Source organism: Enterobacter sp. CC120223-11 (genome assembly GCF_900215375.1).
In the GTDB taxonomy this organism is placed as follows: domain Bacteria; phylum Pseudomonadota; class Gammaproteobacteria; order Enterobacterales; family Enterobacteriaceae; genus Scandinavium.
Genome location: NZ_OBEF01000021.1, coordinates 1 through 24,466 on the forward strand (window position 1 = coordinate 1; position 24,466 = coordinate 24,466).

Annotated in this window: 23 protein-coding genes and 1 tRNA gene; 22 read left to right on the plus strand and 2 right to left on the minus strand. The window is 55.6% G+C overall.

Translation table 11 applies throughout. The features are described 5' to 3' along the window. The first annotated feature begins 1 nt into the window (after position 1). Positions 2-76, plus strand: a tRNA-Gln gene (locus CRO87_RS19485). Between the two features lie 91 nt (positions 77-167). Here the strand turns inward: CRO87_RS19485 and ubiF are convergent. Then, on the minus strand, positions 168-1,343 hold the full coding sequence (gene ubiF, locus CRO87_RS19490) for a 3-demethoxyubiquinol 3-hydroxylase (RefSeq protein WP_097164582.1): 1,176 nt from the start codon (positions 1,341-1,343) through the stop codon (positions 168-170). A gap of 142 nt (positions 1,344-1,485) precedes the next feature. On the opposite strand from ubiF, the gene miaB reads away from it, so the two are divergent. The 9 genes from miaB (at position 1,486) to CRO87_RS19535 (ending at position 10,803) form a co-directional block, all read left to right on the plus strand. After that, the gene (gene miaB, locus CRO87_RS19495; protein WP_097164583.1) at positions 1,486-2,919 is read left to right on the plus strand and encodes a tRNA (N6-isopentenyl adenosine(37)-C2)-methylthiotransferase MiaB; all 1,434 of its coding nucleotides are present in this window, start codon (positions 1,486-1,488) and stop codon (positions 2,917-2,919) included. A gap of 153 nt (positions 2,920-3,072) precedes the next feature. Next, positions 3,073-4,128, plus strand: a complete 1,056-nt coding sequence (locus CRO87_RS19500; RefSeq protein WP_097164584.1) for a PhoH family protein — start codon at positions 3,073-3,075, stop codon at positions 4,126-4,128. Continuing rightward, a complete protein-coding gene (gene ybeY, locus CRO87_RS19505; protein WP_097164585.1) occupies positions 4,125-4,592 on the plus strand; it encodes an rRNA maturation RNase YbeY in 468 nt (155 codons plus the stop codon). The genes CRO87_RS19500 and ybeY overlap by 4 nt, the downstream gene beginning before the upstream one ends. Positions 4,593-4,694: 102 nt before the next feature. Continuing rightward, positions 4,695-5,573 carry a CNNM family magnesium/cobalt transport protein CorC gene (corC, locus tag CRO87_RS19510; RefSeq protein WP_097164586.1) on the plus strand — a complete coding sequence of 293 codons (879 nt, stop codon included), beginning with the start codon at positions 4,695-4,697 and terminating at the stop codon, positions 5,571-5,573. Positions 5,574-5,595: 22 nt separating this feature from the next. After that, the gene (gene lnt, locus CRO87_RS19515; protein ID WP_097164587.1) at positions 5,596-7,134 is read left to right on the plus strand and encodes an apolipoprotein N-acyltransferase; all 1,539 of its coding nucleotides are present in this window, start codon (positions 5,596-5,598) and stop codon (positions 7,132-7,134) included. Positions 7,135-7,566: 432 nt separating this feature from the next. Next, positions 7,567-8,472 (plus strand): amino acid ABC transporter substrate-binding protein, encoded by a 906-nt coding sequence (locus CRO87_RS19520; RefSeq protein WP_097164588.1) that lies wholly within the window; start codon positions 7,567-7,569, stop codon positions 8,470-8,472. A 191-nt stretch (positions 8,473-8,663) separates the two neighbouring features. Then, on the plus strand, positions 8,664-9,404 hold the full coding sequence (gltJ, locus tag CRO87_RS19525; RefSeq protein ID WP_097164589.1) for a glutamate/aspartate ABC transporter permease GltJ: 741 nt from the start codon (positions 8,664-8,666) through the stop codon (positions 9,402-9,404). Further along, a complete protein-coding gene (gene gltK / locus CRO87_RS19530) occupies positions 9,404-10,078 on the plus strand; it encodes a glutamate/aspartate ABC transporter permease GltK (protein ID WP_097164590.1) in 675 nt (224 codons plus the stop codon). The genes gltJ and gltK overlap by 1 nt, the downstream gene beginning before the upstream one ends. After that, complete coding sequence (locus tag CRO87_RS19535; RefSeq protein ID WP_097164591.1) at positions 10,078-10,803, plus strand: amino acid ABC transporter ATP-binding protein; 726 nt, start codon at positions 10,078-10,080, stop codon at positions 10,801-10,803. Before gltK ends, CRO87_RS19535 begins: the two co-directional genes overlap by 1 nt. A gap of 105 nt (positions 10,804-10,908) precedes the next feature. Here the strand turns inward: CRO87_RS19535 and CRO87_RS19540 are convergent, their stop codons facing one another. After that, positions 10,909-11,391, minus strand: coding sequence for a zinc ribbon-containing protein (locus tag CRO87_RS19540; protein WP_097164592.1), 483 nt, complete (start codon positions 11,389-11,391; stop codon positions 10,909-10,911). Positions 11,392-11,605: 214 nt separating this feature from the next. On the opposite strand from CRO87_RS19540, the gene leuS reads away from it, so the two are divergent. The 12 genes from leuS (at position 11,606) to lipB (ending at position 24,208) form a co-directional block, all read left to right on the plus strand. After that, positions 11,606-14,188, plus strand: a complete 2,583-nt coding sequence (gene leuS, locus CRO87_RS19545) for a leucine--tRNA ligase (RefSeq protein ID WP_176504343.1) — start codon at positions 11,606-11,608, stop codon at positions 14,186-14,188. Between the two features lie 14 nt (positions 14,189-14,202). Beyond that, a complete protein-coding gene (lptE, locus tag CRO87_RS19550) occupies positions 14,203-14,790 on the plus strand; it encodes an LPS assembly lipoprotein LptE (RefSeq protein ID WP_097164594.1) in 588 nt (195 codons plus the stop codon). Then, a complete protein-coding gene (gene holA, locus CRO87_RS19555) occupies positions 14,790-15,821 on the plus strand; it encodes a DNA polymerase III subunit delta (protein WP_097164595.1) in 1,032 nt (343 codons plus the stop codon). Before lptE ends, holA begins: the two co-directional genes overlap by 1 nt. A gap of 1 nt (position 15,822) precedes the next feature. After that, entirely contained in the window at positions 15,823-16,464 is a 642-nt protein-coding gene (nadD, locus tag CRO87_RS19560; RefSeq protein ID WP_097164596.1) for a nicotinate-nucleotide adenylyltransferase, read from the plus strand. Positions 16,465-16,748: 284 nt separating this feature from the next. Next, positions 16,749-17,066, plus strand: a complete 318-nt coding sequence (gene rsfS, locus CRO87_RS19565; RefSeq protein WP_097164597.1) for a ribosome silencing factor — start codon at positions 16,749-16,751, stop codon at positions 17,064-17,066. 3 nt (positions 17,067-17,069) lie between these two features. Continuing rightward, the gene (gene rlmH / locus CRO87_RS19570; protein ID WP_097164598.1) at positions 17,070-17,537 is read left to right on the plus strand and encodes a 23S rRNA (pseudouridine(1915)-N(3))-methyltransferase RlmH; all 468 of its coding nucleotides are present in this window, start codon (positions 17,070-17,072) and stop codon (positions 17,535-17,537) included. Positions 17,538-17,563: 26 nt separating this feature from the next. Next, positions 17,564-19,465 carry a peptidoglycan DD-transpeptidase MrdA gene (mrdA, locus tag CRO87_RS19575; RefSeq protein ID WP_097164599.1) on the plus strand — a complete coding sequence of 634 codons (1,902 nt, stop codon included), beginning with the start codon at positions 17,564-17,566 and terminating at the stop codon, positions 19,463-19,465. 2 nt (positions 19,466-19,467) lie between these two features. After that, on the plus strand, positions 19,468-20,580 hold the full coding sequence (gene mrdB / locus CRO87_RS19580) for a peptidoglycan glycosyltransferase MrdB (RefSeq protein WP_097164600.1): 1,113 nt from the start codon (positions 19,468-19,470) through the stop codon (positions 20,578-20,580). Positions 20,581-20,593: 13 nt separating this feature from the next. Continuing rightward, positions 20,594-21,769, plus strand: a complete 1,176-nt coding sequence (gene rlpA, locus CRO87_RS19585) for an endolytic peptidoglycan transglycosylase RlpA (protein WP_097164653.1) — start codon at positions 20,594-20,596, stop codon at positions 21,767-21,769. 138 nt (positions 21,770-21,907) lie between these two features. Then, the gene (gene dacA / locus CRO87_RS19590) at positions 21,908-23,107 is read left to right on the plus strand and encodes a D-alanyl-D-alanine carboxypeptidase DacA (RefSeq protein WP_097164601.1); all 1,200 of its coding nucleotides are present in this window, start codon (positions 21,908-21,910) and stop codon (positions 23,105-23,107) included. A gap of 106 nt (positions 23,108-23,213) precedes the next feature. Next, complete coding sequence (ybeD, locus tag CRO87_RS19595) at positions 23,214-23,477, plus strand: DUF493 family protein YbeD (protein WP_097164602.1); 264 nt, start codon at positions 23,214-23,216, stop codon at positions 23,475-23,477. Positions 23,478-23,566: 89 nt separating this feature from the next. After that, a complete protein-coding gene (gene lipB / locus CRO87_RS19600) occupies positions 23,567-24,208 on the plus strand; it encodes a lipoyl(octanoyl) transferase LipB (RefSeq protein WP_097164603.1) in 642 nt (213 codons plus the stop codon). Positions 24,209-24,466: the final 258 nt, after the last annotated feature.

Genomic DNA, 24,466 nt, shown 5'->3' on the forward strand with positions numbered 1-24,466 from the left:
TTGGGGTGTCGCCAAGCGGTAAGGCTCTGGTTTCTGATACCAGCATACCGGGGTTCGAATCCCTGCACCCCAGCCAATAAAACAAAAAAGCTCGCTTATGCGGGCTTTTTTGTTTTTGTTGACTCGTCTAACAGACCGGGTAAGCACAGCGCTTCCCGGCAGAAAAATCACAGTCCTAAAGCATACTTCAGCGCCTGCCGTTTCAGCACTCCCGCGCGTTCCGCAGCCATCAGGCCGATGTTGCGCAGCATTCTCAGCGGAGCAAGATCGTTGCTGAAGCTGGCATAAAACAGATCCATGCCCGACTGCATGACGTAGTTATCCGCCATTCTGCGCGTCTGATAGCGTTTGAGCACTGACAGGCTCGCCCACTCCTCGCCATGGCTGCGGGCATTTGCCAGCACATCCACTAACGCATCCACATCACGGTAGCCCAGATTCACGCCCTGCCCGGCCAGCGGATGAATGGTGTGCGCCGCATCACCCACCAGCGCAAGCCCTGGCTGCACATAACGAAGCGCATGGCGGCGAGTCAAAGGAAAGGCTCCGGCTGCAACGGGTTTTACGTTCCCCAGACGCGCCGGGAACGTCCTGACAATTTCCCGTTCAAGCTGCTCCAGCATCAGTGCCTGAAGTTGACGAATACGCGCCGGGGTGTCGTACCAGACCAGCGATGCCCAATTGTCGTAGAGCGGTAAGAAAGCGCGCGGGCCGTCCGGCGTGAACTGCTGCCAGGTGCTGTCGCCCGGCTCATTTTCGCACTCGACGGTGATCAGCATGCAGGATTGCGGATACTGCCAGGCGTGAACGCCGATGCCCGCCATCTGACGAACCTGGGAATTCGCACCGTCAGCGCCGATGACCAGTTTCGCATTCAGCTCACTGCCGTCGGTAAAACCGAGCGAATAACCATTCACGCCATGCAGCATCGTTTCCAGTGACGCCTGTACGCGCAGATTGACCTTCTCGTGCGTCTCCAGCGCGCGCCACAGCGCAAGCTGCAACACATTGTTCTCAACCATGTACCCGAGTTCAGGCAGCTTGAGCTCAGAAGCGTTGAACACCACATGCGCATTCTCCCATTCCCAGGTTTCCAGTTGGCGATAGCGATGCGTTCGCATTGCCGGAATGGTCTCCCAGACGCCAAGCCCGCGCAGAAGCGCCACTGACGAGGCGCTGATGGCCGAGATCCGCACATCCGGCTGGCTTGCGGCATCAAACAGTGGCGGCGCTGCGTGTTCGATCACGGTGACCTTAAATCCCTGCTGCGCCAGCCCCAATGCCAGCGCTCCGCCGACCATTCCGCCGCCTACGATGGCGATATCTGTAGAGTGATTGCTCATGGCTGATTATCCTTAAACCTGAATCCCTTAAGTTTACCGGATTTTTTTGTCCTTTGGGCGCAAGGTCGGTCATACTGGTCACACTCGCTGCAAAGCATTACAATACGCGCCCTGCGTTTTTCCCCCGAGCAAAGCAAAGTCGATGACAAAAAAACTCCATATTAAAACCTGGGGCTGTCAGATGAACGAGTACGATTCATCCAAGATGGCCGATCTGCTGGACGCCACCCACGGCTATCAGCTGACTGAAAATGCCGATGAAGCCGACGTGCTGCTGCTGAACACCTGCTCAATTCGTGAGAAGGCGCAGGAGAAAGTGTTCCATCAGCTGGGCCGCTGGAAGCTGATTAAAGCGAAAAGGCCGGACGTTATCATCGGTATCGGTGGCTGCGTGGCGTCTCAGGAAGGCAAGCTTATCCGTCAGCGCGCCCATTATGTCGATATTATTTTCGGGCCGCAGACTCTGCATCGCCTGCCTGAAATGATCGACACCATTCGCGGTATGCGCGATCGCCGCAAGCCGATCATCGACGTCAGCTTCCCGGAAATTGAAAAATTCGACCGCCTGCCGGAACCGAAAGCCGAAGGTCCGACGGCGTTTGTCTCCATCATGGAAGGCTGCAACAAATACTGTACCTATTGCGTCGTGCCTTACACGCGCGGGGAAGAAGTCAGCCGACCTACTGATGACATTTTGTTTGAGGTAGCGCAGCTGGCCGCTCAGGGCGTGCGTGAAATTCATCTGCTTGGCCAGAACGTGAACGCCTGGCGCGGTGAAAACTATGATGGCAGCACGGGTTCTTTCTCAGAGCTGCTGCGCCTGGTGGCCGCCATCGACGGCATTGACCGTCTTCGCTTCACCACCAGCCACCCGATTGAATTCACCGATGACATCATCGACGTCTATCGTGACACGCCTGAGCTGGTGAGCTTCCTGCACCTGCCGGTGCAAAGCGGTTCCGACCGCGTGCTGAACATGATGGGACGCACGCACACGGCGTTGGAATATAAAGCCATTGTCCGCAAGCTGTACGAAGCGCGCCCTGATATTCAGATAAGTTCAGACTTTATCGTCGGCTTCCCTGGCGAAACGAATGAAGACTTTGAGAAGACCATGAAGGTGATTGCCGACGTCAATATGGACGTGAGCTACAGCTTTATCTTCTCCGCACGTCCAGGCACTCCGGCAGCGGATATGGTCGACGACGTACCGGATGAGGTGAAAAAGCAGCGCCTGTACATTCTTCAGGAGCGCATCAACCAGCAGGCCATGGCCTGGAGCCGCCGTATGCTCGGCACCGTGCAGCGTATTCTGGTGGAAGGCACGTCCCGTAAAAGCATCATGGAGCTTACCGGGCGCACTGAAAACAACCGCGTGGTGAACTTTGAAGGCACGCCGGAGATGGTGGGTAAATTCGTGGATGTGGAAATCGTCGACGTTTATACCAACTCCCTGCGCGGCAAACTGGTGCGCACCGAAGCGGAAATGGGGCTGCGCATTGTGGAGTCACCGGAGTCCGTGATTGCCCGCACCCGCAAAGAAAATGACCTCGGCGTCGGCACCTTCCAGCCGTAACAGCCCGGCCTGCCGTACGCGGCAGGCCCTTGCATTTCCCCACCCTGCCCCCACATCCATCGCAAGGCTTGCACCTTTAAACGCTTGCGAGAATACTTTCTTTTAAACAGGTCCATAAAAGCCCTCCGTGGCGCTAGGTAAAAGAGGAACAGTTTGAATACAGAAACCCGCGAAATTACCCTGGAGCCGGCAGACAACGAACGCCTGCTGAGCCTGTGTGGCCCGTTTGATGACAACATCAAACATCTCGAACGCCGACTGGGCATCGAAATAAACCGCCGCGATAACCACTTTAAACTCACCGGCCGCGCCATCTGCGTTAACGCCGCGGCGGACATCCTGCGTAGCTTATATGTGGATACGGCCCCGATGCGCGGCCAGACGCAGGATATCGAACCGGAACAGATCCATCTGGCAATTAAAGAGGCGCGCGTGCTGGAGCAGAGCGCCGAATGCGTGCCGGACTACGGCAAATCCATCAATATCAAGACCAAGCGTGGGGTGATTAAGCCGCGCACGCCGAACCAGGCGCAGTACATCGCCAACATTCTCGATCATGACATTACCTTCGGCGTGGGCCCTGCAGGAACGGGTAAAACCTATCTCGCCGTCGCCGCCGCGGTGGATGCCCTGGAGCGTCAGGAAATTCGCCGTATTCTGCTGACCCGTCCTGCGGTTGAAGCAGGTGAAAAACTCGGCTTCCTGCCAGGCGATCTGAGCCAGAAGGTGGACCCCTATCTGCGCCCTCTGTACGACGCGCTGTTCGAAATGCTCGGCTTTGAGAAAGTAGAAAAGCTTATTGAGCGTAACGTCATTGAAGTCGCGCCGCTGGCCTACATGCGTGGTCGCACGCTGAATGACGCCTTCATCATTCTTGATGAGAGCCAGAACACCACCATCGAACAGATGAAGATGTTCCTGACGCGTATTGGCTTTAACTCCAAAGCCGTTATTACCGGTGACGTCACCCAGATTGACCTGCCGCGCAATATCAAGTCAGGTCTGCGTCACGCCGTTGAAGTGCTGGCGGAAGTCGATGAAATCAGCTTCAACTTCTTCCACAGCGAAGACGTGGTGCGCCATCCAGTGGTCGCCCGCATCGTTAACGCGTATGAAGCATGGGAAGAAGCCGATCAAAAACGAAAAGCCGCCGAGGCCGCAGAGCGTAAACGTGAAGCGCTGGCCGCGCAGGAGCAGGGACAAAAATGAGCGCAGTGATTCTGGATTTACAGATTGCCACCGAAGATGAAAACGGCCTGCCACAGGAAGCGCAATTCCAGCGCTGGCTGGATGCAACCATCCCGGCCTTTCAGGCTGAGTCTGAAGTCACCATTCGCCTGGTGGATGAAGCAGAAAGCCACGAGCTGAATCTGACCTATCGCGGCAAGGACAAATCAACCAACGTGCTCTCCTTCCCGTTTGAAGCGCCACCGGGCATTGAGATGCCGCTGCTGGGCGATCTCATCATCTGTCGTCAGGTGGTGGAACGTGAAGCGCAGGAACAGGGCAAGCCGCTTGAGGCGCATTGGGCGCACATGGTTGTACACGGCAGCCTGCACCTGCTGGGCTACGATCATATTGAAGACGAAGAAGCCGAAGAGATGGAAAGTCTGGAAACGGAGATAATGCTTGCTCTGAACTATGATGATCCGTACATTGCCGAGAAAGAGTAACCCGTGCGGCGGCTATCCGCCGCGCTGGCATTTTATGCTGTCTGACGCTGAGTTTACGCGAGGCAGCGACGATTCCATTGACATGAGACCCCACACGACGCCATGAGCGACGACAACTCACACAGTAACGACACCTTAAACAGCAAAAAGGGATTCTTCTCCCTCTTACTGAGCCAACTGTTCCACGGCGAACCGAAAAACCGTGATGAACTGCTGGCGCTGATCCGTGATTCCGGGCAGAACGAGCTTATCGATGAAGATACGCGCGACATGCTCGAAGGGGTAATGGATATCGCCGACCAGCGCGTTCGCGACATTATGATCCCCCGCTCTCAGATGGTTACCCTGAAACGCAATCAGACCCTGGACGAATGCCTCGATGTCATTATCGAGTCCGCCCACTCGCGTTTCCCGGTGATCAGCGAAGACAAAGATCACATCGAAGGGATTCTGATGGCCAAGGATTTGCTGCCGTTTATGCGCAGCGACGCCGAAGCCTTCAGCATGGAAAAAGTGTTGCGCCAGGCTGTGGTGGTGCCGGAAAGCAAGCGGGTTGACCGCATGCTGAAGGAGTTCCGCTCTCAGCGCTACCACATGGCGATTGTGATTGACGAATTTGGCGGCGTCTCGGGTCTGGTGACCATCGAAGACATCCTGGAACTGATCGTCGGCGAAATTGAAGACGAATACGATGAAGAAGACGACATCGATTTCCGTCAGCTGAGCCGTCATACCTGGACCGTCCGTGCCCTCGCCTCGATTGAGGACTTCAACGAAGCGTACGGTACGCATTTCAGCGATGACGAAGTGGACACCATCGGCGGCCTGGTGATGCAGGCGTTCGGGCATCTGCCTGCGCGTGGCGAATCCATTGACATTGATGGTTACCAGTTCAAAGTTGCGATGGCCGACAGCCGCCGTATCATCCAGGTACACGTCAAACTTCCGGAAGACGCGCCACAGCCCAATCTGGAAGACTAATTTAACGGGACGACAACGCTAAATGGCATTTGCCTCTCTGATTGAACGCCAGCGCATTCGCCTGCTGCTGGCGCTACTTTTTGGTGCCTGCGGAACGCTGGCCTTCTCCCCTTACGACATCTGGCCTGCGGCGATCGTATCGCTAATGGGCCTTCAGGGCTTAACCCTCAATCGCCGTCCGCTGCAAAGTGCCTGGATTGGTTATTTCTGGGGGCTTGGGCTGTTCGGCTCCGGCATTAACTGGGTTTACGTCAGCATCGCGCAGTTTGGCGGTATGCCGGGCCCGGTGAACGTTTTCCTTGTCGTTCTGCTTGCCGCGTATCTTTCGCTCTATACCGGGCTGTTTGCCGGAATACTCTCGCGCCTGTGGCCAAAGGCGAACTGGATACGCGTCGCCATTGCCGCTCCGGCTATCTGGCAGCTGACTGAATTCCTGCGCGGCTGGGTGCTGACTGGTTTCCCCTGGCTGCAGTTTGGCTACAGCCAGATTGACGGCCCGCTGAAAGGCCTGGCGCCGATCATGGGCGTGGAAGCGATTAACTTCCTGCTGATGATGGTGAGCGGCCTGTTGGCGCTGGCGTTGGTTACCCGCAACTGGCGTCCGCTGGTTGTCGCCCTGGTGCTGTTCGCGCTGCCTTTCCCGCTGCGTTATATCCAGTGGTATCAGCTGTTGCCTGCCCGCACGACGGAAGTTTCGCTGGTGCAGGGCAATATTCCGCAGTCGCTGAAATGGGATGAAAAAGAGCTGATTAACACGCTCAAAATCTATCTTGATGCGACGGAAAAGGTGATGGGCAAATCGCAGCTGATTATCTGGCCGGAGTCCGCGATACCGGATCTGGAAATCAATCAGCAGCGCCTGCTCAGCATGATGGATGACATGCTGCGCGCAAAAAACAGCTCGCTGATTACCGGCGTGGTGGACTCGCGTCTTAACGCGCAAAACCGTTATGACACCTACAACACCATTATCACGCTCGGCAAAGATAACCCGTACAGCTACAACTCGACCGACCGTTACAACAAGAACCATCTGGTGCCGTTTGGCGAGTTTGTGCCGCTGGAAACCATCCTGCGCCCGCTCGCGCCGTTCTTTGATTTGCCGATGTCCTCGTTCAGCCGTGGGTCCTACGTTCAGCCACAGCTGTCGGCGCATAACCTGAAGCTGACGGCGGCAATCTGTTATGAAATCATTCTCGGTGAACAGGTGCGCGACAACTTCCGTCCGGATACGGATTTCCTGCTGACCATTTCCAACGATGCTTGGTTCGGAAAATCCATCGGCCCGTGGCAGCATTTCCAGATGGCGCGCATGCGTGCCCTGGAGCTGGCTCGCCCATTGCTGCGCAGCACCAATAACGGTATTACGGCCGTCATTGATCCGCGCGGTGACGTACAGGCGATGATTCCGCAGTTCACCCGTGAAGTGCTGACCACCACCGTCACACCAACCACTGGTTTAACGCCATACGCGAGGACCGGCAACTGGCCGCTGTGGATCCTTACCGCGCTGTTCGGCTTCGGTGCTCTGGTGATGAGCCTGAGGCAGCGTAGTCGTTAACTCTCCTGCCCGGCAGCGCAAGCTTGCCGGGCATTGCCGGGTGACGCAGTAGCTTACCCGGCCTACCTCCACTTTCCCAACTGCACATCCCGTAGGTCAGGTAAGCGCCACCCGACAACACCTGCCCAAAACCATTCCTGGCACGCCAATTGCTTAATCCTTTCAGAGATTTGCGTTAACGGCGATCGTGCAACTCAGTTGCACCACCAGCACCCACCAGTAGCACTTTTTTGGTGCATAAGAGCATTTTTGCCTTAAAACGGTGCGGCGCACTTCGCAAAAACAAACAATAACGCAGCAAAATCTTTACATTAAGCCAAACTAAATGTTAACAAACTGGCTTAACACTGCACACTTAAGTGGCAGACAATAACAACACAACACTCACATGGGTATCTGCGCGTCTCTGACGTCGCGATAAGGAGTCTGGATATGCAATTACGTAAACTGGCTGCAGCAATGCTGGTGATGGGAATGTCCGCCGGGGTTGTTCACGCAGAAGACGCACCTGCAGCTGGCAGCACGCTGGACAAGATCGCCAAAAACGGCGTGATCGTGGTCGGCCACCGTGAATCATCCGTGCCGTTCTCTTACTACGATAACTCACAGACAGTTGTCGGTTATTCGCAGGATTACTCCAACGCCATCGTTGATGCGATCAAGAAGAAGCTGAACAAGCCAGACCTGCAGATCAAACTGATTCCAATCACCTCCCAGAACCGTATCCCGCTGTTGCAGAACGGTACTTTTGACTTCGAGTGTGGCTCCACCACCAACAACCTCGAGCGCCAGAAGCAGGCCGCGTTCTCCGACACCATCTTTGTGGTGGGTACCCGTTTGCTGACCAAAAAAGGCGGCCCGGTTAAAGATTTCGCCGACCTTAAAGGCAAAGCCGTCGTCGTGACTTCAGGCACCACCTCTGAAGTACTGCTGCACAAGCTGAACGACGAGAAGAAAATGGACATGCGCATCATCAGCGCGAAAGACCACGGTGACTCCTTCCGTACGCTGGAAAGCGGTCGTGCAGTGGCGTTCATGATGGATGATGCCCTGCTGGCGGGTGAACGTGCGAAAGCGAAAAAACCTGATAACTGGGAAATCGTCGGCACGCCGCAGTCCAAAGAAGCCTACGGCTGCATGATGCGTAAAGACGATCCGGCGTTCAAAAAGCTGCTGGATGACACCATCGCTCAGGCGCAAACCTCCGGTGAAGCGACCAAGTGGTTCGACAAATGGTTCAAGAACCCAATCCCACCGAAAAACCTGAACATGAATTTCGACCTGTCTGATGACATGAAAGCGCTGTTCAAAGCCCCGAGTGACAAAGCTCTTAACTAATTAGAACAATGATGGGCGGGTCCGCCTGCCCTCTCGATTGCGAGGAAATACGGACAGACTTAGTGTCGGCTGGTCGTTCCCCAGCGGGCATGAAAAATAAGTACCCGGCCTGTCGCAAGACATGTGGGTACAGGTTTCCTTAGCAGTCTTCGAGGGTAGCGCTGCTACCCTTTTTTTTTCGGAGTCCATTTATGTCAATCGACTGGAACTGGGGTATTTTTCTGCAACAGGCCCCGTTCGGCAACACCACCTATCTTGGCTGGCTGTGGAGCGGCTTTCAGGTCACCGTGGCGCTCTCCATCACGGCCTGGATTATCGCCTTCCTTGTTGGCTCACTGTTCGGCATTTTACGCACCGTCCCTAACCGTTTCTTATCCGGGATCGGCACGCTGTACGTGGAATTGTTCCGTAACGTTCCGCTGATCGTTCAGTTCTTCACCTGGTACCTGGTGATACCGGAACTGCTGCCAGAAAACATCGGCATGTGGTTTAAGTCTGAACTCGATCCCAATATTCAGTTCTTTGTCTCCTCCATGCTTTGCCTTGGGTTGTTTACCGCCGCTCGCGTGTGCGAGCAGGTGCGAGCAGCTATTCAGTCACTGCCACGCGGGCAAAAAAATGCCGCATTGGCAATGGGCCTGACGTTACCGCAGGCGTATCGCTATGTTCTGCTACCTAACGCCTACCGTGTGATTGTGCCGCCAATGACCTCTGAAATGATGAACCTGGTCAAAAACTCGGCCATCGCTTCAACGATTGGTCTGGTGGACATGGCCGCCCAGGCCGGGAAGCTGCTGGACTACTCTGCACACGCCTGGGAATCCTTCACGGCAATCACTCTCGCGTACGTGCTGATAAACGCCATTATCATGCTGGTGATGAATCTGGTTGAACGTAAGGTTCGCCTGCCGGGCAATATGGGAGGCAAATAATGTACGAATTTGACTGGAGTTCCATCGTTCCCTCCATGCCCTACCTGCTGGCGGGGCTGGTCATCACGCTGAAAATCACCGTGACCGCCGTGATTATTGGTATCGTCTGGGGCACGCTGCTGGCGGTGATGCGCCTGTCGACCTTTAAGCCGATCGCCTGGTTTGCCACCGCCTACGTGAACGTCTTCCGTTCTATTCCGCTGGTGATGGTGCTGCTGTGGTTCTACTTAATCGTGCCCGGTTTCCTGCAAAACGTGCTCGGCCTTTCACCGAAAACCGATATCCGCCTGGTGTCGGCAATGGTGGCCTTCTCTATGTTCGAGGCGGCTTACTATTCTGAAATTATCCGTGCAGGTATCCAGAGCGTTTCCCGCGGCCAGGGCAATGCCGCGCTGGCGCTTGGCATGACGCAGTGGCAATCGATGAAGCTCATCATTCTGCCACAGGCCTTCCGCGCAATGGTGCCGCTGCTGCTCACGCAGGGGATTGTCCTGTTCCAGGATACTTCTCTGGTTTACGTTCTGAGCCTCGCCGATTTCTTCCGTACCGCTTCCACCATTGGCGAGCGAGACGGTACTCAGGTTGAGATGATCCTGTTCGCCGGGGCCGTCTATTTTGCTATCAGCTTAAGCGCCTCACTGTTGGTCAGCTATTTGAAGAAAAGGACCGTGTAATGATTTCCCTGAAAAATGTTTCGAAATGGTATGGCCACTTTCAGGTGCTGACCGACTGCTCCACGGAAGTGAAAAAGGGTGAAGTGGTGGTGGTTTGCGGCCCGTCAGGCTCCGGTAAATCCACGCTTATCAAAACCGTGAACGGCCTTGAACCTGTTCAGCAGGGCGAGATCCTGGTGAACGGCACTCAGGTGAACAACAAGAAAACGGACCTGGCTAAGCTGCGTTCAAACGTCGGCATGGTGTTCCAGCACTTCGAGCTGTTCCCGCATTTGTCGATCATTGAAAACCTGACGCTGGCGCAAGTGAAAGTGCTCAAGCGCGATAAAACTGCCGCGCGTACCAAGGGCCTGAAGCTGCTTGAACGTGTGGGGCTTTCTGCTCACGCCGATAAGTTCCCGGCTCAGCTTTCCGGCGGCCAGCAGCAGCGTGTGGCAATCGCCCGTGCGCTCTGCATGGATCCGGTAGCCATGCTGTTTGACGAACCCACTTCTGCGCTTGATCCAGAGATGATCAACGAAGTGCTGGACGTTATGGTTGAACTGGCGCACGAAGGGATGACGATGATGGTGGTGACCCACGAGATGGGCTTTGCCCGCAAAGTGGCGAACCGCGTGATCTTTATGGACGAAGGGAAAATTGTGGAGGATTCCAACAAGGATGACTTCTTCAATAATCCACAGTCAGACCGCGCGAAAGACTTCCTGGCGAAGATTCTGCACTAAAAAATTGCCCGGCGGCGCATTGCTTGCCGGGCCTACATGTACATCGCGATCTTTTGACGTCGTAGGCCGGGTAAGGCGCAGCTGCCACCCGGCAGAGCTCAGCTATCAAGGCTCAAAAGCCTTTCTCTGAAACTGGTCGTGACCGCACTTCGGGCACAGAGGTAAAACATCGGGTGAATAGACTGCCAGATGAAAATGACACTTCTCGCAAACGAGGTTGCCAAGCCCCACGACTTCGCCACTGTGATAGACGCCGTGATGGTTCAGGTCCTGGAAAACTTCGCGCCACTCAAGCTGCGTTTTATCGGTGATATCCGCCAGCTCCTGCCAGATGCTCTCTTTAATCACCCGCAGAAACACGCTGTCTTTGATCTCGTCCTGGCTTTCGCTATAGCTAACCGCGAACTCTTCCAGATCACGGCGCACGGCACGGGTCAATTCATCTATTTCGGTTCGGGTTAACTCCCCGGTCTGGCTTACTCGCGCTCTCGCCTGATCAACCAATGCGTCGATATCACGCTCCCCGTTACGCAGGCGTTCCGTCAGCGTCGTCACCAGTTCACGATAATATTGAGCAACCTTGTTCATTGTTTCATCTCCCGGGCGGTTAACGTCCTCTAATGATAGACCTTATTTCCTGACAGCTTTGTCAGCCAGGCCACAGACCGGGTAAATAAACGCAAGTCAGGAGTGTGTGAAAGGCTGTTTTGACGTGCCCGTTTGGGCTATGCTATGCGGATCTGAACGACTATATCCATTGGCTACGTTTGTAGCTGTATTGAAAACAGGACCACTGGCTGCCATGCAAGAGCAATACCGCCCGGAAGAGATAGAATCGAAAGTCCAGCAACACTGGGACGAAAAGCGCACATTTGAAGTGACCGAAGACAACAGCAAAGAGAAATACTACTGCCTGTCGATGCTTCCCTATCCTTCTGGTCGACTACACATGGGCCACGTGCGTAACTACACCATTGGTGATGTGATTGCACGCTACCAGCGCATGCTGGGTAAAAACGTTCTTCAGCCAATTGGCTGGGATGCGTTTGGTCTGCCTGCAGAAGGTGCCGCGGTAAAAAACAACACTGCGCCAGCGCCATGGACGTACGACAACATCGCGTACATGAAAAATCAGCTCAAAATGCTGGGCTTCGGCTATGACTGGAGCCGCGAGCTGGCCACCTGCACCCCGGAATACTACCGCTGGGAGCAGAAGTTCTTCACCGAGCTCTACAAAAAAGGCCTCGTGTACAAGAAGACTTCTGCCGTTAACTGGTGCCCGAACGATCAGACCGTTCTTGCGAACGAACAGGTTATCGACGGCTGCTGCTGGCGCTGCGACACCAAAGTTGAGCGTAAAGAGATCCCACAGTGGTTTATCAAAATCACCGCCTACGCCGACGAACTGCTGAACGACCTGGACAAAATGGATCAGTGGCCTGACACGGTGAAAACCATGCAGCGCAACTGGATTGGCCGCTCCGAAGGCGTGGAAATCTCCTTCGACGTGGCGGACTACGCGGACAAACTGACCGTGTACACCACCCGTCCTGACACCTTCATGGGCTGCACCTACCTGGCCGTTGCGGCTGGTCACCCGCTGGCACAGCAGGCGGCAGCGAACAACCCAGCGCTGGCGGCCTTCGTCGACGAATGCCGTAACACCAAAGTCGCCGAAGCCGACATGGCGACCATGGAGAAGAAAGGCGTCGATACCGGCTTCAAAGCGATTCACCCACTGACCGGTGAAGCGATTCCGGTCTGGGCGGCAAACTTCGTCCTGATGGAATACGGCACCGGCGCTGTAATGGCGGTTCCGGGTCACGATCAGCGCGACTATGAATTTGCCAGCAAGTACGGCCTGAATATCAAGCCAGTTATTCTCGCAGCTGATGGCTCCAAGCCCGATCTGTCCGAGCAGGCGCTGACCGAAAAAGGCACTCTGTTTAACTCTGGCGAGTTCGATGGCCTGAGCTACGAAGCTGGCTTCAACGCCATTGCCGACAAGCTGGCAGCCATGGGCGTGGGTGAACGTAAAGTCAACTTCCGTCTGCGCGACTGGGGCGTCTCCCGTCAGCGCTACTGGGGCGCGCCAATCCCAATGGTGACCCTGGAAGATGGCACCGTGATGCCAACGCCTGAAGATCAGCTGCCGGTTATTCTGCCGGAAGACGTGGTCATGGACGGCATCACCAGCCCAATCAAAGCCGATCCTGAGTGGGCAAAAACCACCGTCAACGGCCAGCCTGCGCTGCGTGAAACCGATACCTTTGACACCTTCATGGAGTCCTCCTGGTACTACGCGCGCTACACCTGCCCGGACTATCAGGAAGGCATGCTGGATTCCGACGCGGCCAACTACTGGCTGCCGGTTGATATCTACATCGGCGGTATCGAACACGCCATCATGCACCTGCTTTACTTCCGTTTCTTCCACAAGCTGATGCGCGATGCGGGTATGGTGAACTCTGACGAGCCAGCCAAACAGCTGCTGTGCCAGGGCATGGTGCTGGCAGATGCGTTCTACTATGTTGGCGCAAACGGCGAGCGTAACTGGGTGTCACCAAAAGACGCCATCGTTGAGCGCGACGAGAAAGGCCGCATTGTGAAGGCGAAGGACGGCGAAGGCCATGAGCTGGTGTATACCGGCATGAGCAAGATGTCCAAGTCCAAAAACAACGGCATCGACCCACAGGAAATGGTTGAGCGCTACGGCGCAGATACCGTGCGTCTGTTCATGATGTTCGCTTCACCAGCAGACATGACGCTCGAGTGGCAGGAGTCCGGCGTCGAAGGCGCCAACCGCTTCCTGAAACGCGTCTGGAAACTGGTTTACGAGCACACTGCTAAAGGCCCGGTTTCCGCGCTGAACGTTGATGCGCTGAGCGAAGACCAGCAGGCGCTGCGCCGTGACGTGCATAAAACCGTCGCCAAAGTTACCGATGATATTGGCCGTCGTCAGACGTTCAACACCGCGATTGCGGCTATCATGGAACTGATGAACAAACTGGCGAAAGCCCCAGCGGAAGGCGAGCAGGATCGCGCCCTGATGCAGGAAGCGCTTCTGGCGGTGGTTCGTATGCTGAACCCGTTCACTCCGCACGTGAGCTTCACTCTGTGGCAGATCCTGGACGGTGAAGGTGACGTGGATAACGCACCGTGGCCGGTTGCCGATGAAAAAGCGATGGTGGAAAACACTACGCTTGTCGTGGTACAGGTTAACGGCAAAGTCCGCGGGAAAGTCACTGTTCCAGTGGATGCAACGGAAGAACAGGTTCGTGAACGTGCCGGCCAGGAACCTCTGGTGGCAAAATATCTGGAAGGCGTAACCCTGCGTAAAGTCATTTACGTTCCGGGCAAACTGCTCAACCTGGTCGTTGGCTAAGCGCGGGAGGAAGCGTGCGATTTCTGACAACGTTATTGGTAACGCTTGCGGTGCTGGTCACCGCAGGTTGTGGCTGGCACCTGCGCAGTACGACGCAGGTGCCGAACAACATGAAAAAGATGATCTTTGTCTCAAGCGATCCTAATGGTCCGCTGAGTCGTTCAGTCCGTAATCAGCTTCGTCTGAACGGCATTGAGATTGTTGAAGGCAGCTCCATACGTCAGGACATTCCGTCCCTGCGTCTGGGCGGTGCGACTATCGGCAAAGATACAGCATCGGTGTTCCAGGACGGTAAAACGGCGGAATACCAGATGGTGATGACGGTCAGCGCCAGCGTGCTGATTCCAGGCCACGACATCTATCCTATCAGCACCAAGGTTTATCGTTCGTTCTTCGATAACCCACAAAAGGCGCTGGCGAAAGATTCCGAGCAGGACATCATCATTCAGGAAATGTATGACAAAGCCGCTCAGCAGCTGATTCGTAAGCTGCCAAGCGTCAAGGTGGCGGATACTGAAGCTACCCAAGAGGAGGAGCAGTCAGCTGCCAGCAGCACCGCAGCACCTGCCTCCACTCGCGTCTCCACGACCCTGGGTAACTGATGATTCGGTTGTACCCGGAACAACTCCGCGCGCAGCTCTCCGAAGGGCTGCGCGCGGCGTATCTCCTCCTCGGTAACGATCCTCTTCTGCTTCAGGAAAGCCAGGACGCCATTCGCCACGCGGCACAGGCTCAGGGCTTTGATGAACACCATACGGTTTCCATTGATACCAGCACCGACTGGAATGCTCTGTTTTCCCTGAGTCAGGAACGTAGCCTGTTCGCTACCCGTCAGACGCTGATGCTGGTGCTGCCGGAGAACGGCCCGAATGCAGCCATTAACGAACAGCTCGCCACTCTGACAAGCCTGCTTCATGACGATCTGTTGCTGATCGTTCGTGGTAATAAGCTGACCAAAGCGCAGGAAAACGCGGCCTGGTTCACGGCCATCGCCGACCGCGCGGTACAAATCTCCTGTCAGACGCCGGAGCAGGCACAGCTGCCGCGTTGGCTGGCCGCCCGCGCAAAACAGCACCACCTTCAGCTCGACGAGGCAGCAAGCCAGCTGCTTTGTTACTGCTACGAAGGCAACCTGTTGGCGCTGGCCCAGGCGCTGGAACGACTGTCCCTGTTGTGGCCAGACGGCAAGCTAACATTGCCCCGCGTAGAACAGGCGGTGAATGATGCCGCGCACTTCACGCCCTTCCACTGGCTGGACGCGCTGTTAGCCGGAAAAAGTAAGCGGGCGCTGCACATTCTCCAGCAGCTTCGTCAGGAAGGCAGCGAGCCGGTCATTCTGCTGCGTACCCTCCAGCGGGAACTGTTGTTGCTGGTGAACATGAAGCGTCAGTCGGTTTCCACCCCGCTGCGTGCGCTGTTTGATAAACACCGCGTCTGGCAGAACCGCCGTCCGCTGTTTACCGAAGCGCTGAATCGCCTGAGTCAGGAACAGCTTCGTCATGCGGTCGCTCTGCTGGCCCGCACGGAGCTCACGCTCAAGCAGGATTACGGCCAGTCAATCTGGGCAGAGCTTGACGGCCTGTCACTGCTGCTGTGCCACAAAAATCTGCCCGACGTTTTCTTCGAAGGATAATATGACGGCGTTAAAGGCGCTCTACGGCGGCACATTCGATCCCGTGCATTACGGGCACCTCAAACCGGTTGAGATTCTGGCGAACCTGATTGGCCTGTCGAAGGTCATCATCATGCCGAACAACGTGCCACCTCATCGCCCCCAGCCGGAGGCGACCAGCGCACAGCGCACTCACATGCTGGAACTGGCCATTGCCGACAAACCGCTGTTTGAACTCGATGAACGTGAGCTTAGACGCGACACACCTTCGTACACTTCAGAAACGCTGGAAGAATGGCGGCAGGAGCAGGGTTCAACGCAGCCGCTGGCGTTTATTATCGGCCAGGACTCGCTGCTCAACTTCCCCTCCTGGCACAATTACCAGAGCATTCTGAAGAATGCACATCTGCTGGTGTGCCGTCGTCCGGGGTACCCGATGGCAATGAAAGAGGAAGCGCATCAGCAGTGGCTCGAACAACATTTGACCCACAGCGCCGACGATCTGCACCTGGCGCCCGCCGGGAAAATTTATCTCGCCGAGACGCCGTGGTTTGATATTTCCGCCACGCTCATCCGCGAGCGCCTGCAGCAGGGTGAATCCTGCGCAGAGATGCTGCCGCAGGCGGTGCTGAACTACATCCACCAGCAGGGCCTGTATCAATAACGCTCGCGAAATCCCCGTAAGAATACGAATTTTCCATTTTCCGCCCGGACATCCCCCTCATACCATTGACACACCCTGACAGGCTGCTATTCTCCGCAGCCAGACTCGTCCCACTACGCTGATTTACAGAAATTGTTTTACAAAAATGGCGATGCAATCATGGCCATGGGATGGGATGATAGCCCGCCGGTTGAGTCCGGCAGGCGACATTTGTCCGACTTCGTCCTGGTTTCAGGTATACTTACGGGCTGTTTATCTTTTTTATCACCTGACCAGGGGGAAACTTGCAAGGTAAAGCACTTCAGGATTTTGTTATTGACAAAATCGACGATCTTAAAGGCCAGGACATCGTGGCAATCGACGTTCACGGCAAATCCAGCATCACCGACTGCATGATCATTTGTACCGGCACCTCCACCCGCCATGTAATGTCTATCGCTGACCACGTTGTTCAGGAATCCCGTGCCGCAGGTATGCTGCCGCTGGGTGTTGAAGGTCAAAACGTCGCTGACTGGGTCGTCGTTGACCTCGGTGATGTCATTGTACACGTCATGCAGGAAGAGAGCCGTCACCTGTACGAACTGGAAAAACTCTGGGGTTAATGCGTGAAGCTGCAGCTGATTGCCGTGGGCACAAAAATGCCGGACTGGGTTCAGACCGGGTTCACGGAATACCTGCGCCGCTTTCCCAAAGATATGCCGTTCGAACTGGTGGAAATCCCTGCCGGCAAGCGCGGCAAGAATGCAGACATTAAACGCATTCTGGAGAAAGAAGGTGAACTGATGCTGGCGGCTGCGGGCAAGAACCGCATTGTCACCCTGGATATTCCAGGCCGTCCGTGGGATACGCCCCAGCTGGCTCAGGAGCTTGAGCGCTGGAAGCTCGACGGACGCGATGTGAGCCTGCTGATTGGTGGGCCGGAAGGCTTATCGCCTGCCTGTAAATCCGCTGCAGAACAGAGTTGGTCCCTCTCCTCGCTCACTCTCCCGCATCCGTTAGTCCGGGTGCTGGTTGCAGAGAGTCTCTACCGGGCGTGGAGTATTACCACCAACCACCCTTACCACCGCGAGTAATGATGACCAGGTTAGATTAACAGCGGATGAAATTACAGAATTCTTTTCGCGACTATACGGCTGAGTCCGCGCTGTTTGTGCGCCGGGCGGTGGTCGCCTTTTTGGGCATTTTAGTCCTCAGTGGCGTGCTGGTTGTTAACCTCTATAATCTGCAAATTGTCCGTTTTACTGACTATCAAACCCGCTCTAACGAAAACCGCATCAAGCTGGTGCCGATCCCGCCCAGCCGCGGCATTATCTACGATCGCAACGGCACGCCGCTGGCGCTGAACCGCACCATTTACCAGCTGGAGCTGATGCCTGAAAAGGTCGATAACCTGCAGCAGACGCTGAACGATCTGCGCAGCGTGGTTGATCTCACCGACGACGATATCGCCAACTTCAAGAAAGAACGCGCCCGTTCGCACCGCTTTACCTCGATTCCGGTGAAAGTGAACCTGACGGAAGTGCAGGTCGCACGCTTTGCCGTTAATCAGTACCGCTTCCCGGGCGTGGAAGTAAAAGGCTACAAGCGACGCTATTACCCTTATGGCTCCGCGCTGACGCACGTCATCGGCTACGTCTCGAAAATCAACGATAAAGACGTCGACCGCCTTGATAAAGAAGGCAAGCTCGCTAACTACGCCGCCACCCATGACATCGGCAAGCTCGGTATAGAGCGCTATTACGAAGATGTTCTTCACGGACAGACGGGTTATGAAGAGGTTGAAGTCAATAACCGCGGGCGCGTCATTCGTCAGTTGAAAGAAGTGCCCCCGCAGGCCGGGCATGATATCTACCTGACCCTCGATTTGAAGCTTCAGCAGTATGTCGAGACGCTGCTGGCCGGCAGTCGTGCAGCCGTCGTGGTGACCGATCCGCGCTCTGGTGGGATCCTCGCGCTGGTTTCTATGCCCAGCTACGACCCGAACCTTTTTGTGGATGGGATCTCCAGCAAAGATTACTCTTCCCTGTTGAACGACCAGAATACACCGCTGGTGAACCGTGCGACGCAGGGGGTTTATCCCCCGGCATCGACCGTTAAACCTTACGTTGCGGTTTCCGCGCTGAGCGCTGGGGTTATCACCCGCAATACTGGCCTGTTTGACCCGGGCTGGTGGCAACTTCCTGGCTCTGATAAACGCTACCGTGACTGGAAAAAATGGGGCCACGGCCACCTGAATGTCACCAAAGCGCTGGAAGAATCTGCCGATACCTTCTTCTACCAGGTCGCCTACGACATGGGTATCGACCGCCTGTCTGAGTGGATGGGGAAATTCGGCTACGGCCATTACACCGGCATCGACCTCTCCGAAGAGCGATCCGGGAATATGCCGACGCGCGAATGGAAGCTGAAACGCTTTAAAAAGCCGTGGTATCAGGGCGATACCATTCCGGTGGGTATCGGTCAGGGCTACTGGACGGCAACCCCGATTCAGATGAGTAAAGCCCTGATGATCCTGATTAATGACGGTGTGGTGAAAGTGCCGCATCTGCTCATGAGCACCACCGAGGAAGGCAAGCAGGTGCCATGGCAGCAGCCGCAAGAAGCCCCTGTCGGCGACATTCACTCCGGCTTCTGGGAAATTGCCAAAGACGGGATGTATGGCGTTGCCAACCGTCCAAACGGGACAGCACATAAATACTTCGCTGGCGCGCCTTACAAAGTGGCAGCCAAATCCGGTACCGCCCAGGTCTTTGGCCTGAAAGCGAATGAAACCTATAACGCGCACCGCATTGCGGAACGCCTGCGTGACCATAAGCTGATGACGGCATTTGCCCCCTATGACAGTCCGAAGGTGGCGGTCGCCATGATCCTTGAGAACGGCGGTGCAGGCCCGGCGGTCGGGACGTTAATGCGTCAGATTCTCGATCACATTATGCTCGGTGATAACAATACCGTACTGCCGTCGGAAAACCCGGCGAACGCCGCGGCGGAGGATCAATAACTATGACGGATAATCCGAACAAGAAATCGCTGTGGGATAAAATCCACCTCGACCCGACCATGCTGCTTATACTGCTGGCGTTGCTGACCTATAGCGCGCTGGTTATCTGGAGCGCCAGCGGTCAGGACATCGGCATGATGGAGCGTAAAATCGGCCAGATTGCCATGGGCGTAGTGATCATGGTCGTGATGGCGCAAATTCCGCCGCGCGTCTATGAAGGCTGGGCACCGTGGCTCTATATCTTCTGTATTGTCCTGCTGGTCGCGGTGGACGCCTTTGGTGCCATCTCGAAAGGCGCACAGCGCTGGCTTGACCTCGGTATTGTCCGCTTCCAGCCATCAGAGATTGCCAAAATCGCCGTACCGCTGATGGTGGCTCGCTTTATCAACCGCGATGTCTGTCCACCCACGCTTAAGAACACCGCCATTGCGCTGGTGCTGATTTTCCTGCCAACGCTGCTGGTAGCGGCGCAGCCGGACCTCGGGACGTCGATTCTGATTGCCCTCTCTGGGCTGTTTGTCCTGTTCCTCTCCGGTCTGAGTTGGCGTTTGATTGGCGTTGCCGTTGTGCTGGTGGCGGCATTTATTCCGATTCTCTGGTTCTTCCTGATGCACGATTATCAGCGTCAGCGCGTGATGATGCTGCTCGATCCGGAAACCGATCCGCTGGGTGCGGGCTACCACATTATTCAGTCCAAAATTGCTATCGGCTCCGGCGGGCTGCGCGGAAAAGGCTGGCTGCACGGTACACAATCGCAGCTTGAATTCTTACCCGAACGCCACACGGACTTTATTTTTGCGGTCCTTGCTGAAGAGCTTGGCCTGATAGGCTTCCTCGTCCTGCTGGCACTTTATGTCCTGCTCATTATGCGTGGGCTGTGGATCGCCGCCCAGGCGCAAACCACCTTTGGTCGCGTTATGGCCGGTGGTTTAATGTTGATTTTATTCGTTTATGTCTTCGTAAATATTGGTATGGTGAGTGGAATTTTACCGGTGGTCGGTGTTCCACTGCCGCTGGTGAGCTACGGGGGCTCCGCCCTGATCGTACTGATGGCCGGGTTTGGGATCGTCATGTCGATCCATACCCACAGAAAAATGTTGTCGAAAAGCGTATAAGGGGTGCGCAATGATGCGTAAACAATGGCTTGGGATCTGTATCGCAGCGGGCTTACTGGCAGCATGTTCGAGTGACGACGGGCAGCAGCAGCAAACCGTCTCCACACCGAAACCCGCGGTCTGTAATGGCCCGGTTGTTGAAATTAGCGGCGCCGATCCCCGTTTCGAAAACCTGAATCCGACAGTGAACCAGGATTATCAGCGCGACGGCAAGAATTACAAAATTGTGCAGGATCCGTCGAACTTCAGCCAGGCGGGACTTGCGGCCATTTATGATGCCGAGCCAGGCAGTAACCTGACGGCGTCCGGTGAAGCCTTCGATCCGATGCAGCTTACCGCCGCGCATCCGACACTGCCGATCCCGAGCTATGCCCGTATCACTAACCTGGCAAACGGTCGCATGCTGATTGTGCGTATCAACGATCGTGGCCCTTATGGCAATGACCGCGTGATTTCACTCTCACGTGCCGCCGCTGACCGTCTGAATACATCGAACAACACCAAAGTGCGGATCGACCCGATCATTGTGGCGCAGGACGGAACGATGTCCGGCCCGGGTACCGCCTGTACGACTATCGCGAAACAGACTTATGCCCTGCCCGCCCGCCCTGATTTGAATGGTGGCATGGGTAGCGCTTCGTCTGTTCCGCAGGATCAGAGTCCACAAAACGACGTGCGCGCAATCAGCAACGATACGCTGAAGCCTGAAGACAGCACCGGTGCGCCAGTCAACAGCAGCGGCTTCCTCGGCGCACCTACCACGCTGAACAGCGGCGTGCTCGAAGGTTCTGAACCACCGGCGGCACAGCCTGTTGCTACACAGCCAGCAGCACAGCCAGTGGCTGCGCAACCAGCCGTTCAGCCTGTCGCGACACAAAACGCACCGGTTACCGCCCCTGGCTCCACTCAGGGAAGCGTTGCGCCAGCAGCGACGGCAACGGCAGCAGCACCCGCAGCGGCCAGCGGAAGCTACGTCGTTCAGGTCGGTGCCGTCAGCGATCAGGCTCGTGCGCAGCAGTATCAGCAGCGTCTGAGTCAGCAGTTTTCCGTGCCGGGTCGCGTCACGCAGAACGGTGCCGTCTGGCGTATCCAGCTTGGGCCGTTTAGCAGCAAGACCGAGGCAAGTAGCATCCAGCAGCGCCTGCAAAGCGAAGCGCAGCTACAGTCATTTATTACTCACGCCAACTAATCAAGAGGGCATCTTTAATGCCGTGTGAATGTTAAAACCATTAACAATCTCATACGCATTGCAGGATGCCCGCCCGAAGCGCATTTGCTATAGTTAGGCACTTTTTTTAATTCCATCACGGATGTCGTTGTACTGACCATGAAGACCTCTTTCTCTGCTCGTTTACTCATCACGGCGCTGTCAGTTGCAGCGCTGACCTCCGCGGCTCACGCTGACGACCTGAACATCAAAACCATGATCCCGGGCGTCCCACAGATTGACGCGGAATCCTACATTCTTATCGACTACAACTCAGGCAAAGTCCTGGCCGAGCAGAATGCTGACGCCCGCCGTGACCCGGCAAGCCTGACCAAAATGATGACCAGCTACGTCATCGGCCAGGCAATGAAGGCAGGTAAATTTAAAGAATCCGATCTGGTCACCGTGGGCACCGACGCCTGGGCAACCGGCAACCCGGTATTCAAAGGCTCCTCCCTGATGTTCCTGAAGCCGGGCATGCAGGTGCCTGTTTCCCAGCTGATCCGTGGTATCAACCTGCAGTCCGGTAACGATGCCTGCGTGGCGATGGCCGATTATGTGGCCGGCAGCCAGGACGCTTTCGTTGGCCTGATGAACAGCTACGTGGCGGCGCTGGGCCTGAAAAACTCCCACTTCCAGACCGTACACGGCCTGGATGCGGACGGCCAGTACAGCTCGGCGCGCGACATGGCGCTGATTGGCCAGGCGCTAATCCGCGACGTGCCGAACGAATACACCATCTACAAAGAGAAAGAGTTCACCTTCAACGGCATCCGTCAGATGAACCGTAATGGTTTGCTGTGGGACAACAGCCTGAACGTGGACGGCATCAAAACCGGCCACACTGACAAAGCAGGCTACAACCTCGTGGCGTCCGCAACCGAAGGTCAGATGCGCCTGGTTTCTGCCGTGATGGGCGGCCGCACCTATAAAGGCCGTGAAACCGAAAGCAAAAAGCTGCTGACCTGGGGCTTCCGCTTCTTTGAAACCGTGAACCCACTGAAAGCAGGCAAAGAATTCGCTTCTGAGCCCGCCTGGTTTGGCGACAACGACCGCGCATCACTCGGCGTAGACAAAGACGTTTATCTGACCATCCCACGTGGTCGCATGAAAGATCTTAAAGCCAGCTACGTGCTGAACACTACCGAGCTGCACGCCCCGCTGCAGAAGAACCAGGTGGTCGGTACCATCAACTTCCAGCTCGACGGCAAAACAATCGAACAGCGTCCGCTGGTGGTGTTGCAGGAGATTCCGGAAGGCAATTTCTTCGGCAAGATCATTGATTACATTAAATTAATGTTCCACCACTGGTTTGGTTAAAAAATGCGCACTTGAAAGTGTGATTTCCATCCCCATATACTACGCATGACTATAACTGCTCCCGTGCCCGCGCGGGAGCAGTGCTTTTAAAACCACCGGAGCTGACATGAAAACCAAACTTAACGAACTGCTTGAATTCCCTACTTCATTTACCTACAAGGTGATGGGTCTGGCGAAGCCTGAGCTGGTTGACCAGGTGGTGGAAGTGGTGCAGCGCCATGCGCCGGGTGATTACTCTCCACAGGTAAAACCGAGCAGCAAAGGCAATTACCACTCTGTGTCTATCACCATCAACGCCACCCACATCGAACAGGTAGAGACCCTGTACGAAGAGCTGGGCAATATCGAAATCGTTCGTATGGTGCTGTAATCCCTTTGCCCGGCACGCGCCGGGCAATCCCTTCCCCACGGCTGTGATATACTCCCATCCCTGTTTTCCCGTTCCGCGGAGTTGTCGTTTTGGATCTGAACACCCTCCTCGTCCGCCAGCTTGGCGTACAGCCCTATGAGCCCGTATCTAAGGCTATGCATGATTTTACCGACCAGCGTGATGAAACCACCCCGGACGAGATCTGGCTGGTGGAGCATCAGCCCGTGTTTACTCAGGGCCAGGCAGGCAAAGCGGAGCATGTGCTGGTGCCGGGCGACATTCCCGTTATCCAGAGCGATCGCGGCGGCCAGGTGACCTACCACGGGCCAGGGCAGCAGGTGATGTATGTTCTGCTCAATTTGAAACGCCGTAAGCTTGGCGTGCGTGAGCTGGTTACCCTGCTCGAACAAACCGTCGTCAATACGCTGGCAGAATCCGGCATTGAGTCACATCCGCGGGCAGATGCCCCAGGCGTTTACGTCGGGGAAAGAAAGATTTGCTCATTAGGCTTACGGATTCGTAAAGGCTGCTCATTCCATGGCCTGGCCCTGAACGTGTCCATGGATTTGTCGCCGTTTTTACGCATCAACCCATGCGGGTATGCGGGCATGGAAATGACGCAAATGCAGCAGTGGCAGCCGGAGGCAAAACCGGAAAATATCGCTCCGGTGCTGGTGGCCAATTTTTTAGCACTGCTAAACAATCCACCTCATAAATATATTACTGCTTAATATATTATACAGCGGCCCGGATATTTTGTCGGGCCCCAGGCCGTTTTACCGGGTTTTCCTTTACATTATTCCGAAGTTTCTATATTTTTTCTCCGCCTGGCGAAGAAGCGCCAACGCCGCATACAATAATTTACGTTAGCACACCACATGAAAAATGGGCAGGCTCCAGCGTTAACAATGTAACTCATTGTTCAACGAGAACTAAATTCTGTTCCCGCGTAAAGCAGCCGCTCAAAAGCATAATAACAATAAATACCT

What these genes read in the sequence shown, in the direction of transcription:
- holA (WP_097164595.1), top strand. Translation starts at nt 14,790, where the DNA reads ATGATTCGGTTGTACCCGGAACAACTCCGCGCGCAGCTCTCCGAAGGG.
- corC (WP_097164586.1), top strand. Translation starts at nt 4,695, where the DNA reads ATGAGCGACGACAACTCACACAGTAACGACACCTTAAACAGCAAAAAG.
- lnt (WP_097164587.1), top strand. Translation starts at nt 5,596, where the DNA reads ATGGCATTTGCCTCTCTGATTGAACGCCAGCGCATTCGCCTGCTGCTG.
- nadD (WP_097164596.1), top strand. Translation starts at nt 15,823, where the DNA reads ATGACGGCGTTAAAGGCGCTCTACGGCGGCACATTCGATCCCGTGCAT.
- gltJ (WP_097164589.1), top strand. Translation starts at nt 8,664, where the DNA reads ATGTCAATCGACTGGAACTGGGGTATTTTTCTGCAACAGGCCCCGTTC.
- CRO87_RS19520 (WP_097164588.1), top strand. Translation starts at nt 7,567, where the DNA reads ATGCAATTACGTAAACTGGCTGCAGCAATGCTGGTGATGGGAATGTCC.
- ybeY (WP_097164585.1), top strand. Translation starts at nt 4,125, where the DNA reads ATGAGCGCAGTGATTCTGGATTTACAGATTGCCACCGAAGATGAAAAC.
- ubiF (WP_097164582.1), bottom strand. Translation starts at nt 1,343, where the DNA reads ATGAGCAATCACTCTACAGATATCGCCATCGTAGGCGGCGGAATGGTC.
- CRO87_RS19535 (WP_097164591.1), top strand. Translation starts at nt 10,078, where the DNA reads ATGATTTCCCTGAAAAATGTTTCGAAATGGTATGGCCACTTTCAGGTG.
- mrdB (WP_097164600.1), top strand. Translation starts at nt 19,468, where the DNA reads ATGACGGATAATCCGAACAAGAAATCGCTGTGGGATAAAATCCACCTC.
- dacA (WP_097164601.1), top strand. Translation starts at nt 21,908, where the DNA reads ATGAAGACCTCTTTCTCTGCTCGTTTACTCATCACGGCGCTGTCAGTT.
- CRO87_RS19540 (WP_097164592.1), bottom strand. Translation starts at nt 11,391, where the DNA reads ATGAACAAGGTTGCTCAATATTATCGTGAACTGGTGACGACGCTGACG.
- leuS (WP_176504343.1), top strand. Translation starts at nt 11,606, where the DNA reads ATGCAAGAGCAATACCGCCCGGAAGAGATAGAATCGAAAGTCCAGCAA.
- miaB (WP_097164583.1), top strand. Translation starts at nt 1,486, where the DNA reads ATGACAAAAAAACTCCATATTAAAACCTGGGGCTGTCAGATGAACGAG.
- ybeD (WP_097164602.1), top strand. Translation starts at nt 23,214, where the DNA reads ATGAAAACCAAACTTAACGAACTGCTTGAATTCCCTACTTCATTTACC.
- rlpA (WP_097164653.1), top strand. Translation starts at nt 20,594, where the DNA reads ATGCGTAAACAATGGCTTGGGATCTGTATCGCAGCGGGCTTACTGGCA.
- mrdA (WP_097164599.1), top strand. Translation starts at nt 17,564, where the DNA reads ATGAAATTACAGAATTCTTTTCGCGACTATACGGCTGAGTCCGCGCTG.
- gltK (WP_097164590.1), top strand. Translation starts at nt 9,404, where the DNA reads ATGTACGAATTTGACTGGAGTTCCATCGTTCCCTCCATGCCCTACCTG.